At 60.7% G+C, this 15,758-nt stretch carries 7 protein-coding genes and 1 pseudogene; 7 read left to right on the top strand and 1 reads right to left on the bottom strand.

Annotated elements, in window-relative coordinates; genetic code table 11:
- Positions 1-777: 777 nt before the first annotated feature.
- Positions 778-4,218, top strand: a complete 3,441-nt coding sequence (locus NKJ55_RS13300; protein WP_352450295.1) for an acyl-[ACP]--phospholipid O-acyltransferase — start codon at positions 778-780, stop codon at positions 4,216-4,218.
- Positions 4,219-4,627: 409 nt separating this feature from the next.
- On the opposite strand, the gene NKJ55_RS13295 is transcribed toward NKJ55_RS13300, so the two are convergent.
- On the bottom strand, positions 4,628-5,854 hold the full coding sequence (locus NKJ55_RS13295) for a pilus assembly protein TadG-related protein (protein ID WP_352450294.1): 1,227 nt from the start codon (positions 5,852-5,854) through the stop codon (positions 4,628-4,630).
- Positions 5,855-6,389: 535 nt separating this feature from the next.
- On the opposite strand from NKJ55_RS13295, the gene NKJ55_RS13290 reads away from it, so the two are divergent.
- The 6 genes and pseudogenes from NKJ55_RS13290 to NKJ55_RS13265 all read left to right on the top strand — a co-directional run bounded on the left by NKJ55_RS13290 (position 6,390) and on the right by NKJ55_RS13265 (position 14,404).
- Complete coding sequence (locus NKJ55_RS13290) at positions 6,390-6,878, top strand: hypothetical protein (RefSeq protein WP_352450293.1); 489 nt, start codon at positions 6,390-6,392, stop codon at positions 6,876-6,878.
- 883 nt (positions 6,879-7,761) lie between these two features.
- A complete protein-coding gene (locus NKJ55_RS13285) occupies positions 7,762-7,974 on the top strand; it encodes a cold-shock protein (RefSeq protein ID WP_031194806.1) in 213 nt (70 codons plus the stop codon).
- Positions 7,975-8,470: 496 nt separating this feature from the next.
- Entirely contained in the window at positions 8,471-8,737 is a 267-nt protein-coding gene (locus NKJ55_RS13280; RefSeq protein WP_352450411.1) for a BrnA antitoxin family protein, read from the top strand.
- Positions 8,738-8,891: 154 nt separating this feature from the next.
- Positions 8,892-10,132 (top strand): annotated as a pseudogene (locus NKJ55_RS13275) (metallophosphoesterase family protein).
- Positions 10,129-13,599: an AAA family ATPase gene (locus tag NKJ55_RS13270; RefSeq protein ID WP_352450292.1), complete on the top strand. Its 3,471-nt coding sequence runs from the start codon at positions 10,129-10,131 to the stop codon at positions 13,597-13,599. The pseudogene NKJ55_RS13275 and the gene NKJ55_RS13270 overlap by 4 nt, the downstream one beginning before the upstream one ends.
- 577 nt (positions 13,600-14,176) lie before the next feature.
- The gene (locus tag NKJ55_RS13265) at positions 14,177-14,404 is read left to right on the top strand and encodes a hypothetical protein (RefSeq protein ID WP_352450291.1); all 228 of its coding nucleotides are present in this window, start codon (positions 14,177-14,179) and stop codon (positions 14,402-14,404) included.
- Positions 14,405-15,758: the final 1,354 nt, after the last annotated feature.

Below are 15,758 nucleotides of genomic sequence, written 5' to 3'. Positions count from 1 at the left end.
GTCACCACGGGCCTCTCCAAAATTCTTATGCCGTCCGCACCTGCGGTCGAGCGTGTCGCGCCAACACAGCAGCGCCTCTGCATCGTTTGGGCAACCTAACGCATAGCTTCCGGTCCGGAAACTCGCTTACGCGTCTCATCGTCCATTCGGCAGTGGAAAATTAGGCCGATTTGGCAGTGCTCAGATTCGCGTAGCCGTCCTGTGTTCCGCTCGGAGAGGATGGCGAGTGGTTGCGGCAACTGCGCCTCAAGCTGGCTGGCGACCGCCGTCTGCAGCGTGCTGCTGCGGAGCAGCGCTGACGCTGCGTTCGTCCGGACCGTCGCAAGACCGGCTTGATTGTATCGAACCTGAAACAGACCAACGCCGGCCCAACCTACACCTGAAACCAAAAGACAATATCGATGACCTCCAACAGCTACGCTCCCAAGGGTTCAAGCGCCTGCAAACATTGACCATGCCACTTTCGCTATCGCCGCTTGGATGATGACGGCGGCATCAATTTCATGGAGCAAGCTTTGCCGCCAGGGGGTTCTGCCCGATGGCCGCGACCAGGCTCGTGCATACCTCGATCACCATCACCACACCCTGCGAGACGCGGAAGAGGCAAGCCGCTTCATGAACTGGCTAGAAGACCCCAAAACCCAAAAGCCGCTGATCGATGCGAGCCCCAGTAACGAAGTGTAACCGGGTTCCCACTACAAGAAGTTCAAACCGCGCAGACCGCTGATCGATACGACCACGATCTTCAACGGTCTTGCCCTAATGGAAGCCGCCCCAATGGAAATCGCCACGAACGGCTATACGAACAGCCATCTGATGACGTCACGGCGCTTTGCGCCTCTCTTCTGGACGCAGTTCCTGTCCGCCTTCAACGACAATTTCCTCAAGAACACGCTGGTGTTCCTTATTCTGTTCACCCTGGCGGCGGACAAGGCAGCATCACTGGTCACGCTGGCGGGTGCCGTCTTCATGGCTCCTTTCCTGCTCCTGTCCGCCCTTGGTGGCGAGATCGCCGACCGGTTCGACAAGGCGCTCATCGCCCGTCGGCTGAAATTCACCGAGATCGCCGCTGCGGCTGTCGCTGTCGTTGGAATCGCGCTGTCGTCGATCCCGGTGCTGATGATGGCGTTGCTCATGTTCGGCATCATCTCGGCACTGTTCGGACCGATCAAGTACGGCATCTTGCCGGATCATCTCGAGCGCAAGGAATTGCCTCGCGCCAATGCCTGGATCGAATCGGCAACCTTCGCCGCCATCCTCGGCGGCACTATCGCCGGAGGCGTCGTCTCGGCCGATGGCATTGGCGTCTCGGTGTTCGGGCCGATCATGATGACCCTTGCCGTGGCCTGTTGGTTTGTCAGCCGCTACATTCCGTCCACCGGTTCTGCGGCTCCCGACCTAGTCATCGACAAAAACATCTTTCGCTCGACCTGGCGACAGGTGAACGGTTTGCGTGCCGACAAGCGGATCTGGCGCGCCGGACTGATGACGTCGTGGTTCTGGCTGATCGGGGCCATTGTCCTTTCGATCCTGCCTGCGTTGGTCAAGGATTCGCTCGGTGGCGGAGAAATCGCTGTCACCGCCTATCTCGCGGTGTTCGCCGTCTCGATCGCCATTGGCTCTGCCATAGCCGCATGGATGTCGCAGGGCCGCATTGTGCTCTTGCCAGCCCCGGTTGGCACTGCGTTGATGGCACTATTCGGCTTGGACCTGGCCTGGACCATCTGGGGTATGCAGCCTTCGCTCGGGGCCGAAACGCTCGCAATATTCTTCGCCGGGCCAAACACGGTCCATGTTGCGATCGACCTTGCCGGCATGGCTATTGCCAGCGCCTTTCTTGTCGTACCGACGTTCGCCGCCGTACAAGCCTGGGCGCCCGAAGCCAGCCGCGCTCGCGTCGTCGCCGCCGTGAGCATCGTCAATGCAGGCTTTATGACGGTGGGCGGCATACTTGTTGCCGCGATTCAAGCAGCGGGCGTCTCCACTGGAGGTATCCTGTTCGGCCTCGCCGCACTCAACGTGGTCGCCGCCTGGCTGATGCTGAGATATCTGCCAACCAACGCCTTCCGCGACTTCGTTTCCATTCTGTTCCGAGCCTTCCATCGTCTGGAGGTGGAGGGGCTGGAAAACCTCCAGGCGGCCGGCCCGGCACCCATCCTGGCGCTCAACCATGTCAGTTTCCTCGACGGGCCGCTGGCTTTGACGCTGACGGATGAGGAGCCGGTGTTTGCCATCGACTACACCATCGCCCAAGCCTGGTGGATGAAGCCGTTCATGAAACTTGCGCGCGCTGTGCCGCTCAATCCGGCCAAGCCGATGTCGACCCGCACGCTTATCAAGGTCGTGCAAGGCGGCGATCCGCTTGTCATCTTCCCCGAAGGCCGGATCACCGTGACCGGCGGCCTGATGAAGGTCTATGACGGTGCCGCCATGGTGGCCGACAAGACCGGCTCGATGGTCGTGCCAGTGCGCATCGACGGCCTGGAGAAGAGCTATTTTTCGCGGCTGAGTTCGCTGCATGTGCGCCGCCAGCTGTTCCCAAAGGTCAAGGTGACGATACTAGAACCGGCCAAACTTGAAGTACCGCCGGATCTCAAGGGCCGGAAGCGCCGCGCAGCGGCGGGTGCTGCCCTCTACCAGGTCATGTCGGATCTCGTCTTCCGCACCCAGGACATCGACAAGACTGTGCTGGAGAAGATCATCCAGACGGCGAGCGAACGCGGCATGAAGCAACTGGCCGTGCAGGACCCCGTCACCGGTTCGCTGAGCTACGGCAAGCTGCTGACAGCCGCCGCCGTGCTTGGCGAGAAATTCAAAAACCTCTATGCCGGCCAGCAGACGCTCGGCATCATGCTGCCCAACGCTAACGGCGCCTGTGCGACGCTGCTCGGCATCATGTCCGCCGGCAAGGTTCCGGCGATGATGAACTTCACTGCCGGTGCGGCCAACATCCTCTCCGCTTGCAAGGCCGCCGAGGTGCGCACCGTGCTGACTTCACGCGCCTTTGTCGAACAAGCGAAACTTGGCGCCGTGGTCGAGGAACTCGGCCGCTCGGTCGATATTGTGTGGCTTGATGATCTGCGGGCCACCATTGGCCTCAAGGACAAGCTGCTCGGCCTTTTGCGCAAACATAGACCCCGGGTCGCCCGCAAGCCCGGCCAACCGGCGGTGATCCTGTTCACCTCAGGTTCTGAAGGCACGCCTAAGGGCGTGGTGCTCACCCATCGCAACATCCTGGCTAATGCCGCCCAGGCCGCCTCGCGTATCGACTTCCATTCGGGCGACAAGGTCTTCAACGTGCTGCCGATCTTCCACTCGTTCGGCATGACAGCAGGTACGGTGCTGCCGCTGATCTCGGGCGTGCCGGTCTATTTCTATCCCTCCCCGCTGCACTATCGCATCGTGCCGGAGTTGGTCTACGCATCGAACGCGACGATCATCTTCGGCACCGATACGTTCCTCAGCGGCTATGCGCGTACGGCACACCCTTACGACTTCCGCTCAGTGCGCTATTGCTTTGCCGGCGCGGAACCGGTCAAGGCTTCTACGCGCGCGACCTATATGGAAAAGTTCGGCCTGCGCATCCTCGAAGGCTATGGCGTGACCGAAACCGCGCCCGTGATCTCCATCAATACGCCGATGTACAACCGCTCCGGCAGTGTCGGCAAAATCATGCCGGGGATGGAGTACCGCCTGGACCCGGTGCCTGGCGTCGAGGATGGCGGACGGCTTTTCGTGCGCGGGCCCAATGTCATGGCAGGCTATCTGCGCACCGAGAAGCCGGGCGTGCTCGAGCCGCTCGAAGACGGCTGGCATGACACCGGCGACGTCGTCGCCGTCGACGACGTCGGCTTCATCACCATTCGAGGCCGCGCCAAGCGCTTTGCCAAGATCGGTGGCGAGATGATTTCGCTGGCCGCCGTCGAGGCGCTGGCGGGCGAATTGTGGAAAGGCTCGCTCTCGGCGGTCGCCGCCGTGCCAGATGCGCGCAAGGGCGAAAAGCTGGTGCTCATTACCGAGGCCGTCAACGCCACACGTGCCGAATTCCTGGCCTTCGCCAAGGCCAACGGCGCCATGGACCTGATGGTGCCGGCCGAAGTGCGCGTCGTTGCGAAAGTGCCTGTCCTCGGCTCAGGCAAGCTCGATTTCTCCGCTGTGACCAAAAAGGTGAGCGGCGAAGACATGAAAACCCAAGCGGGCTTGACAATAGCCGACTGAGGAAGTCGGCCTGTTTGCCCAATCACGTGAAACTAGGCTAGACGCGGATGCATGCAGTTTCGAACGAGGCTTCGACTCGCTTCTTGTAAAAAATAGGCAACGTTGAATGCTGACATTCGATGGCTACCACGCCTCGGGCCTGTCGATGCCGTCGAAGAAGGTGACGGGGCAATCTGACGCCGGCAGACCTGCCCAAGGAAGGCAGCTATTCAGCCGGGAATCCCCCGAATTGTCCGGGAGTTAGCCTATTGCCCGTTGTTTAACTCACCAGAAACTCACTGGAGATGATTCATTATCGACGAAACTATGCGGGAAGCGTTGCCTTGGAAATCCGCTCTCCGTCCAACACGGAAGCAAGCGAACCTCAAATGCAGTCTGTCTCACAACACTGCGCTGTCTACAGCCAAGTTCATTTCATCAGTCTCGTTGCAGAATTCGTTGTCAATAAGTCACTTGCGCCAGCAAGATAAATTGAGCCATTGCCGTTCATCTCGATCCGGTTGACCACAAAGATGCGAGGCTTACTGTCGGTCGACAATGCACCGCCACCTGTAAGAAAAAGCTTTTGTGACGGCAGATAGACTATACCGCCTAGATCTGTATCGCCACCGCCAATGAGCGTGGAGGTTCTCTCCACGCCTTGGGGTTTTTGAGCTAGCGCGATCCCCCTCCACGGGCCGCTGGTCGGCGCCGTCAGGCGTAGCTTGGCGCCGGCCTGCATTGTGGTGGTTGCCTGATCGTCGAGTAGAACGATAGTGGTACCTTCAGCTGCATCGAGAACCGCGCCGGAGGAGAGCGAAAGCCCTCCCGTCCTGATAACATACGTTCCCGCGGCAAGATTGACCACCGCTCCGACCGATAGAGTGAGCCCTCCACAAAAAGTGCCGGGAACGAGATTTGCGGTGGCGTTTTTGATCACCACGTTATTGTAGGTGCAGACATTGTCTGTTGGCCAGACCAGTCGGGAGATAATGGGATCTGCCAGCTCTTTCTGATTGAAAAGCGGTTGAGGGTTGAAGCCGACAGACGGCCCGGAGGGGCCGACGACTGACGTCACCAATGTCCTGATGGACGATGCGCCATTCGTGGCTAGCGCAGACCCCGATGTTGAATTCACCTGCGCAACGCATTTCTGGCCATTTATCGATGAAGACCCCGAATTCGACCATGCGTTCGAGGCGGACCGATCTAACACGAGAAGACAGACTGGGTATCGCGGATAGGCAATCGCGGTTGCGCTTCGGCTAATATCAAGTTTATCGACGCCAAGGATTGCCGAGAAGGCCAATTCCTGCGGTTGGTGCAATACAACCGTCACAATTGTGGGATTGGTTGATCCAACCGTCTGGTGGGCGTCACCACTATAGGGACTTCGCGTGGCCACAAAGGTGGGGCTGGCGAAAGTATCAACGTTCTCCTGACGCTGCTCCGACGTCATATCGCTGCTGTTCGCGCTTGCCACGGCCAACTGAAGGGCCGTGGAGTCGGCTCCCTCCTGCAACTGTTGGGCAGTTCGGCTCACGCGCGCAAAGTCTATCGCCACTCCGACGCCCAAAAGCACGACTGGCAAGACCAACGCAAACACCACGGCGAGGTTGCCGCGTTCTGAACGCCAAAATCGTTCGGTCACACGCATGGAAGCCCCCTTCATTTAGCTGGGACTAACCTAGAGGCAGCATATGGAGGGTCCGTTTCGCGAGCCGGTAAAGTTGTCTCGATCCCACAATCAGCTTGCGGGGAGCAGCTGAATCAGCGTCTCAAATTCACCACGATGACGCCGCCGAGCGCCAGTGCGCCGCCGTCTGGCGCCGGTCTGGCGATCGTCAAGGCCGGCGCCATTTCGATTGGATGTTCGAGCTGCCCGAAACCACAGGACCTAAGTCTGACCGCGTTGAGCAATGATCCTGCGCACAATGGCGCCTGGAACTTGCACGGCGGGTTGAAGTTGATAGCGTCGTCATGCGTATCCTAGTCCCTTCATGCGCTGATAGGGTCCGCTCCCACTGCTCGCACAGTGGCGAGCGGACCCTCGATCGCGCCCGCCTGCAGGAAGCCGCCAAGACCTGCGACCCCAAACGAAATAAGAACAAAAATGTCAAGAGCGCCTTGACCGGAGAGGAATTTGTTCCTTATTTCTGTTTCAATCTGAGGCGGGAAGGAATGGTCGCGAAGTGCCAAAAGCGCTGGTCGGCGAAGCTATGGCAAGAACAGCGGAGGACAATTTCCGGATCGAGGTTTGGGACCGCGAGGAGAAGGCGCTCGTTGAGACGATAAGTCGATCGCCGGATTCGAGCGTCAGCCAGGCCGCCTGGCAGGCAGCTATCAGGCGCCGGCCGGGGATGCTGCTGATCCACTACAACAGCCGGCATGTGATGGAGAAGATCGTTACACCAGGCGAGCCCACGGTTCCGCCGCATGCCATCGTTGCGGGTAGCGTGCACGCCGGCCTCGACGTATCGCTTGGCGATCTGCGCGAATGGCACACGCTGCGCGCTTGGTGCAAAAACTGCTCACATCATGCCGAGGTGAAGGCCGCTGGCCTGGTCCGGCCCTATGGCAAAGATGCGCTGTTCAGCACGGTCGAAAGGGCCCTGTTCTGTACGAGCTGTGACAGAGGCGGCCCGGTCAGGTTGGAGATCCACAAGCTGCCGAGGAACTGAAGCGCTCGCCTCGTGGGGAAGGTGGCCGGCGCCGCTTGGGGGGCGTTGGGGTAGTTTGCCTGAATAGGCGCCGGCCGGGCGGGTTGGGGTCCGCCGCGGTGAATAGTACCGAACTCGGCGATTCAGGTAATTCCGCGATCACGGAAGACGGCCTACGCGCACCCGTCGGTTTCGCTTTCCTCATCAATCGTCTTCACTGCCAGGTAGGCGTTGGTTTCCAGCCACTCGCCAAAGCACAACCTGGATGAGGTCCATTCGGCCAATTTTCATCTCAGCGGGCGATGGAATTGGGCGCGTGATTGTCAGGGAAAAATGTTTTGTTCGTCTCGAGAGCTTCAGCCCAGCTTCAACAATCCGGAAAGTGGCCGCTCACTATTCAGGTCGGCGGCAGCCGAGTGCCGGTCGCGCAAAGTGCCCCACTTGGAGATACAGACCGATACGGCGCAGCCCCTTCCACCGCTGAGTGGCGGCAGGCGATGTCGGCACGGACCTTCAGGCTCGATCCCCGGGCACTTCCCGCCCAAGCTCGAGCTTGCGCTGCTTCTGAAAGGTAGCAGCCAGGATATTCTGCCGATGACCAAGTCGGCGGGCGGCACGTTCGCCGGGCAGTTAGTGCCTGTGGCACGCAAGTCGGCAAGCTAAGGGCCGGAGGGAACGAGCGGGCCGTGATAACCCAGGACAGCATGGATGGCTGGAGGGGCTTCACGCCGGAAAGGAAAATTCCTGTCGACATGTGAGACGAGTGGGCCATCCGAGAGAAGGTGGTATTCTGGTCGATCCATCCGGGCCTTGCGATTTCTCACTTTTGCTGCGTCTATTTATGAACCGGTCTGGCCTCTTCGTCGGATCAAACACGCTGGGAAGTCACAAGGAGTATATGCCCATGGCAACTGGAACCGTGAAGTGGTTCAACAGCACAAAAGGGTTTGGGTTTATCCAACCCGACGATGGCGGTCAGGACGTTTTCGTTCACATCTCCGCCGTCGAGCGCGCTGGTTTGTCGAACCTCGTTGAGGGCCAAAAGATCAACTACGACATTGAGCAGGACCGACGTACCGGCAAGTCTTCTGCTGGCAATCTCCGCAAAGCAGGTTGATTTCTCTCGCGCGCCGTGGCGAAAGCCGCAGGAGCGCGGCAAGTCACGAATGTACTGACCGCCGTGTAGAAAGCGCGCCAAGCTTGGTGTGATGTAGAGACCTGGGCAGCAGATTGCTGCAACGCTTCAGAAACGATCGTGTGAACCAGGTTGTCTAGGCAACGGAAGGCGGGAAGTCCCCTGCATTTTTCGCGTTTGCGTCCTCCAGCGTAGGATGGTTGGCGACGTGGGGTTGCCCCGCGAAGCACTTTGGCTTGTTGGCATCCCACAGCAATGTCATTGAAGATAGCCTGAGTTGGCCCACATGGACATTGCGTCGGATTTCTCCTCCCATTCGTCCGGCGCGTTCCCCTTTGGAGGTTTAGGCTGCCTTCATACTTGGCCGGGCTCAACAGTCCGGCCTTTTTCTTTTTGTCGGTGGGCTGCGGTACATTGGATATGATGCGCATTCGCACTGAGCCGCTCGACAAGCATTATGACCAGTCAGGATCATCAAATGGCAAATCCTCCACGCCGACCCACAAATCCGATGTCAGCCGCTGAAGCCGCCTTCAAGCCGATCAAAAAGCCGGCGGCGCCGGTTCGCGAACCGTCGGCTGCTCCAAATATCAGAGAGCTTGTTTCGATCAGGATCGATAGGGCCGTGCTGGACCACTTCCAGGAAGATGGACCGGGCTGGCAGGATCGGATCAACGACACCTTGCGGCGCGCTATCTCCAAAGAACCGACCAATGCCGGTGACAAACGATCAGACGACTACTGATCGGCACGGCGCTGATAGCGGCGACGCAGATGGAGTTGAACGGAAGCATAAGCGTAAGCGATTGCGCATCTTTTGGACAACCGACAACGCGTATCCTGGAATTTTTTTCATCGAGCCGCGGCCGAACCCCTCTATGCTCCGGGCGGAGACCCGAATGGCATTTCGATTCGTACACACGGCCGACATTCACCTCGACTCGCCGCTGCGTTCGCTGGCGCTGCGAAACCCTGATCTTGCCGAACTCGTGGGAGACGCCAGTCGCCAGGCATTTGTCTCGATAATAGATCTCTGCCTTGCGGAAGGTGTCGATGCGCTCGTCGTTGCCGGCGATCTTTATGATGGCGACCAGACGTCGATGAAAACCGCCCGTTTCCTGGCGTCGCAAATGACACGCCTCCACCAGGCCGGCATCAGGGTTTTCAAGATCCGCGGAAACCACGACGCCTTATCGCGCATATCGAAACAGCTCGTTTTTCCGGACACGGTCAGGATCTTCGGCGGCCGCCCCCAGTCGGTGCTGCAAACGGCCGGCGGGCTTGACGTCGCATTCCATGGATTGAGCTTCGCGAACCCAAAGGCCCCGGAAAGCCTGCTGCCCAAGTATCCGGCGGCCCGGGAAGGGGCGGTCAATGTGGGCATCATGCACACCAGCCTCGCTGGATCGCCCGGTCACGATGTCTATGCCCCTTGCAGAATCGCTGACCTGCACGGCCATGGTTTTGACTATTGGGCGCTTGGGCACATCCACGTGCGCCAAGTCCCTCCTGGAGCAAGCACCGTTGTGATGCCGGGAATGCCGCAGGGCAGGGACATCAACGAGGCCGGAGAGAAATCCGTCACTCTGGTCACGATACGAGATGACCGGTCCGTCGAGATCGAGGACAAACTGACCAGTATCGCGCAGTTCGAGCGGGCGAGCGTCGATCTGACTGGTACGGTCGAATGGTCTGAGGTCGTCGGCCGTGTCCGCTCCGCGCTCGAAGATATCCGGGGTTGCGTCAGATCCCGCCACGCTGTGGTCCGTCTCGGACTGGCCGGGGCGTCGCCGTTGTCATGGGCGCTGATCCGCGACAGGGACCTGCTGCTGGCCGAAGCCGAGCAGGCGGCGGAGCAGACGGGCGACACATGGGTCGAAAAGCTTGAGCTTGACCTCGCTCCACAGAGCTCGGAAACAGCCGATGACGTCGCCGATCCGATTTTCGAACTCGCGCAATCCATGCGTGCCGATGTCAAGTCAGAGGCCTTCCGCGCCGAGGCGAGGGCGCTTGTCCAAAAGATTATTGCCGATCTGCCGCCGGACGGGACGAAGCTGGGCTGGAACTGTTCATCGACAAGGTGCTTGCCAGCGGTGCCGACCTGGTCACGGCCCGCCTCAAGGCAGGTGGAGCGCAATGAGGCTGCGGCGCCTTGATCTTATTCGTTATGGAAAGTTCACCGACGGGACGATCGAATTCGGCCCAAGGCCGGAGTCCGGTCCCGACTTCCACATTGTGTTCGGGCTGAACGAAGCCGGCAAGTCGACCGCACTTTCCGGTTATCTGGACCTGCTGTTCGGTATCGAGGAACGCAGCCGCTACAATTTCCTGCACGAGTACAGCGCGATGCGTATCGGCGGGGTGCTCGAACTCGCCGGCACTGAGCACACATTCACGCGCACGAAGCAGCGTACCAACTCGCTGCTGAACGCAATGGAGCAACCGGTGAGCGAAGTGGCGATAGCGGCCCATGTCGCAGGTCTGTCGCGTGACGCATACAAGACCATGTTCTCGCTGGACGACGACACGCTGGAAGCAGGCGGAAAATCAATCCTGGAGTCGCGTGGCGACCTGGGCAAGCTCCTGTTCACGGCCAGCGCCGGTCTTGGGCATGCGAGCGACACGTTGAGCGCGCTAGAGACCGAAGCGGACGGGCTTTATCGCAAGCAGGCTCACGGAACCGAACTTGCGCTGCTCAAGAAGCGCCTTGCGGAACTCAAGTCACGCAGGGACGCGATCGACACCTTGGCATCGACTTTTGAAAGCCTTGAGGCCGGACGTCTTGACGCGGCGGAAAAATACGACCGCAGTATTGCTGAACGGTCGGTGCTGTCGGCTCGGCTTGACACCATTGCCAGGTATCTTCGCGCTATCCCGATCCTCGCCGACATCCGACGCAAGGCGGCCCAGCTTGCCGAGCTGCCTGACATCGCTTCACCGTTGCGCACCTGGACAGGCACCGTCACCGGACTGATCGATGACGACGCCAGCCTGAGAACGCGGCTGTCAGGGAACATCGACGACGCCGAGCGCGTGACAATGAAAATCGGCTCGGTCGATGTGGACGAGGCGATCCTGGCAATGTCCGAGCGGGTTCGGGCGCTCGCGGATCGCAAAGTACGCCATGTCTCCGCAGGCCTGGACCTGCCAAGCCGCAGGACCGAGCTGCAGATACTCGACAGCGCCGTGGCGACTTGCCTTGCCGCCCTTGGAAGATCGTCCGAGGCAGACCCGGCTGCGCTGCTTTTGCCTGCTGCCACAGTCGGCGCTGTTCGCGCCATGCTCGAAGAGCGATCGGGAATCGCCACCGGCGTACGCGTTGCCCGCAACGAATGCGCGGCGGCGCTCGATGCACTTCAGGCGGCACGCGAGCGGGTTGGGCAAGAGAGGGGGGTGCCCGAACCTGCCAGGGCAAGGCTGGCCTCGGCCTTGTCGAAAGCGCGAGCCAGCGGGCACCTAAAAGACCTCAAGATGGCCCGCGAGGCGGAGGACGCGAGCACGGTTCGATGGGAGGCGGCAATCGCTCGACTGCATCCCTGGTCCGGAGACGCCGGGGCACTGGCCAGGGTGCCCGTCCCGAGTGTCAGGCAGGTTGGTGCATGGAAGGTGCGGGCAGCTGGGTTGGGAAAGATCAGGGCTGTCCTTTGCGAACGTCTCGCCGAACACCAGGAGAGTCACGACCTGCTCTCGGCTCGCCTGGATGCGGTTCGTGCCTCGGTCGATGTACCCGATGATGAGGCGGCCTCCGCCATTCGCCGCGCCCGAGACGAGGCGTGGGCCAGGCATCGGGGCGAACTTACTGGCCAAACTGCTGACGATTTCGAGGCGCTATTGGCGCGTGACGACAGTGTTGGAGCGGTTCGGCTGGCCAACGCGCGAGAGCTCGCCGAGATCCGGACAACGCTCCGCAGCCTCACCGAAACAACAGCCGCCATCACACGTATCCGCGACCAACTTGCACCGATCGACCTGGACGATCAGGCTGTACTCTCAGAACTTCGCGCGGTGGCCAGCGAGCTGCTGGCAGAGTGCGTGGAATTCTCGCCCGAGCGTCTGATCGAAACGATCGAGGATCGTACCTCCGCCCGCATTGATGCGCTCGCGGCCTGGAAGGAGGTCGAGCTGGCACGCAAGAAGGCCCGCCGCGCGCTCGACGAGGGAGAGCAGGTCCAGCTGGAGTTGATCGGGGCGTTGGCGAGGGTCGGCCTGGACTCGGAACCCGGCGACAGCCTGGAGACTGTCATGGCCGTGGCAGAACTGTTCCTCGACAGGCAGCTCAAGATCGATGCGGAGCGTGCCGAGGCGCTTAAGACCGTGGGCGCGAAAGAGGAGGATCTGGCCGCCAGACGACGGGCTTTGGACGTGGCAGAAAGGCGCGAGGAGGAATGGTTGGCAGGCATTACCGAAGCGCTTGCCGGCACCTGGCTTGAAAGCGGCATTTCGGCGCCCGGCGTCGGCAACGTGCTCGATCAATTGGCTGAGCTGTCGCAAAGCATTCAGGAGCGCGATGCCATGCGGCTCCGCATAGAGAAGATGGAGGCAGACCGAGACAACTTCATTGTCGAGGTCACCGCTGCCGCAGCTGAAGCGGGTGAGCCGGCGAACGACGACGAACCGGAGCAGTTGGCGATCCGGCTTGCTGAGCGCTTGGAGCGCGCCGATCGCGCCAGAGAGATGAAGGCAGACCTCATCAATGACCTGAAGCGCCTGCAGGACGCTCGTGACAGTCTCAATCTCGAGACAATGGCGCATGAGCGACGCAAAAGTGAGGTCCTGACCGCCTTTGCCGTCACCACGTTGTCGGAAGTCGTGGAACGCGACGAGTTGCTACGGGAAAGGGATCGCCTGCGCGCTGCCGTTGCCGAGCTTGAGGAGCAGCTGTCGGCAGAGCTCGCGGTCGAAGGGTTCGACCAGGCGCGTTCGATGCTGGATTCTGTCGAGGTCGATAATCTCCTGGTCGAGAAAGCTGAAAGTGAGCAACGGCTTCGGGATCTCGATGAAGCGATACAACAGCAGCTTATTCGCCAGACCCGGGCGACCGACAAGCTGGACGCGATTGGCGGCGACAGCGCGGTTGCGCGGATAGATGCCGAGCGCCGCACCGTCGTGCTGGAAATCGAAGAAAAGGCAGTCCGCTACTTCGAGCTAAAACTAGGAGTTATGGCCGCAAGGAACGCTCTGCGCGTGTACCGCGAGCGCCATCGCTCCGGGATGATGAAGCGGGCATCTGACGCTTTCGCACTCATCACGCGCGGTCAGTATTCGGGGCTTGCGACCCAACCTGTGAAGGGCGGGGAAGTCCTCATCGCATTGCAGCGCGACGGGCAGTCCAAGGTCGCCGACGCACTATCAAAGGGTGCGCGTTTTCAGCTCTACCTGGCGCTGCGGCTTGCCGGATACTACGAGTTCGCCCAGGTTCGACCCTCGGTGCCGTTCATTGCCGACGACATCATGGAGACCTTCGACCATTTCCGGTCCGAGGAGGTTTTTAGGTTGTTTGGTGAGATGGCACGCGCTGGCCAGGTGATTTATCTGACGCATCACCAGCACCTGTGCGAGATCGCGAAGGCTGTTGTTCCCGGCGTTACAATTCACGAGCTCGGATAGTGCCTGGCATCGCGTGGGATGAGTTGAGGCCCGGCTGCAAACTCCATCGCAGCCGGCGAAGCTCCGACGATCGCGTGCCGGTAAAGAGGGAGTGCCGAGAAGCGGGCACCAGCGTCCCGTCAACGAGGCAAGAAGGGCCTTGATCTCTTCGCGCGTCGGTATGTCGACGCTGATCTTGAGCTTGCCTTTCTGTCGCTTTTCCGGCTAGCGCTCCTTGCCTCTGCGCCGCGCGCCGCGGAGACCGTGACCGGATCGCGTGGAGCCAGGCCGCGTTCCTGTGCGTCTGAGCAAAGCGCCCCAAGCGAGCCGAGAGCCTTCCGGGCCATCGCGTGCAATCGGCCTTCGTTGCTTCATTGCGCAGCTTGTCCGCGAACTCGCGCGCCGCCGGCACCGTGATGTGGGAAAGCAGCGTCGTTCCGATGAATGGTTCAATGTGAAGTTTCAGGTGCCGTTTCCACTGGTCAATCGATGAACGCTCGAGGCCTTCATTTTTCGCCAGTCGCAGTCCAGAACGCTGCGACACCCAGCTTCGCACGACATCATGGGAACGATATCGGCCCCCATGTATTAGAGATCCATGGACACTATGGAACCCCAGGGCCATGGGATAGCGGCCGATATTTTGACATCGGAAGTTGCCAATGCCAGGCAGCGCATCCACCGGACCGAGCTCGCGCTTCAACGCACTGAAGAAATGCTGGCCGAGAATCTCGCGCTGTGCAGCAGGCTACGAACTGCGGTCGAGGCCGCAGACCGCTTGGTTAAGAACGATCCCCGCAGCTTTGAAATACGTGGGGCGGGTTGATCTGGGCCGGCGTTTCGTTCGTCGCGACCTTCAGGCCACAGGCGCCACCACTCGCTCCAGAACTGTGCCCGCCAGATCGACGTCTGAGCTGCCGCTCGCGAACAGCCGGAACCAACGGCGACCACAAGCGGTTTGCAAATCGAAGGGACCGGAATAACAACTTTTGGATATGGAACTGGCGAGAGCCCGACAGCGGCTTAACCGGGCCGAACGCTCTCTCGAACGTGCAAATGACATGCTGGATGAAGCCTGCGGTCCGGCATTAATCTCGCGTTGTGCAGCAGGATCCGGGCTGCGCAACGACGCGTGGCCGAGGCGAGATCGCGGTTGGCGAAGATCGATCCTAGCAGCACGGACGCCGGCTGGAGAAACACCATCGTTCGGCAAAGTACGGGAGCGCCAATGGATCGTGAAGGTCATCCAGTAACCTGACGACCGAGAGGACAGCCCGCCGTTTCGAAAGGTACGGCGGGAAAGTCGCGACCGGAGAAGCGCAAGTGGGGAATCGAAGCCGACGACTAATGGGCTGAATGCCGCGACTGTTGCCGCTGCTATAGCCGCCCGGGTTGAATGGGCTTCGGAGCTCACCGACCTTCCCAGTCGGCTCCGGGCACGCCGAGCCTGCTCAGCATCCGCGACGGCAAGTCCGGCTACGACGTGACAACGGCTGCGACCGCGTTCGCTACGTTCAACGTGCTGAGCTATCGCCGCACGCCCGATGAGGTGCTTGGTCGCTTCGACCGGCTTTGCGCCGATGCTTCTTCTGCCTGCCTGGTGGAGCTGAAACGGCGGCATCCCCTGCACGGCACCAACGCGGTCGATCTCGCCGAAACAATTCCCCTATATCGCTACGAGGCAGTGTTGGACCGTCTCGATGGGGAAGCACGATCAAGGCTTGGCACCGTCAGCGCGTCACTTGCCGCCGGCGATCTCCCGCTGCGCGAGCAGTGCCGGCTGGTCACCGAGGAGACATGGCGTTTGAGCCGCTTGCCGGGACCGGCAATGCGTCACCGGCTTCGGCTCAATACCTTATCTGCCGACGAATCTTTAGGACAACCCCGGCAGCGGCGAGGTTGCGCGCGATTGCCTCGGACATCGCAGCCGGCGCAAGCGCCCGCTATGGCTCGGCGATCGGCTGTGCGGATTACTTCGCCGGCATCTCGGATATGAGCTTCTTTGGCGAGGCTACCGATCCGGTCTCAACGTCGTCGCCCGCAACACCCCGATGTGGCGCGACGGCATTCGCTGGCCGAAGTCAGGCGGGCTGGCCAACATTCCACCATCAATATCGGCCCGTAGGGACGAGACTACCACCCCCCGCTCGAGCGGCTTCACATCGGCTATGCTTTCGATG

The sequence above is a fragment of the Mesorhizobium sp. M0106 genome (genome assembly GCF_040322715.1).
GTDB lineage: Bacteria > Pseudomonadota > Alphaproteobacteria > Rhizobiales > Rhizobiaceae > Mesorhizobium.
The sequence above is the reverse complement of the archived record's forward strand: the minus strand, read 5'-3'. Positions and strand labels throughout refer to the sequence as shown.

Coding starts and splice junctions, on each gene's coding strand:
- NKJ55_RS13285 (WP_031194806.1), top strand. CDS start 7,762: ATGGCAACTGGAACCGTGAAGTGGTTCAACAGCACAAAAGGGTTTGGG.
- NKJ55_RS13300 (WP_352450295.1), top strand. CDS start 778: ATGGAAATCGCCACGAACGGCTATACGAACAGCCATCTGATGACGTCA.
- NKJ55_RS13265 (WP_352450291.1), top strand. CDS start 14,177: ATGGACACTATGGAACCCCAGGGCCATGGGATAGCGGCCGATATTTTG.
- NKJ55_RS13280 (WP_352450411.1), top strand. CDS start 8,471: ATGGCAAATCCTCCACGCCGACCCACAAATCCGATGTCAGCCGCTGAA.
- NKJ55_RS13270 (WP_352450292.1), top strand. CDS start 10,129: ATGAGGCTGCGGCGCCTTGATCTTATTCGTTATGGAAAGTTCACCGAC.
- NKJ55_RS13295 (WP_352450294.1), bottom strand. CDS start 5,854: ATGCGTGTGACCGAACGATTTTGGCGTTCAGAACGCGGCAACCTCGCC.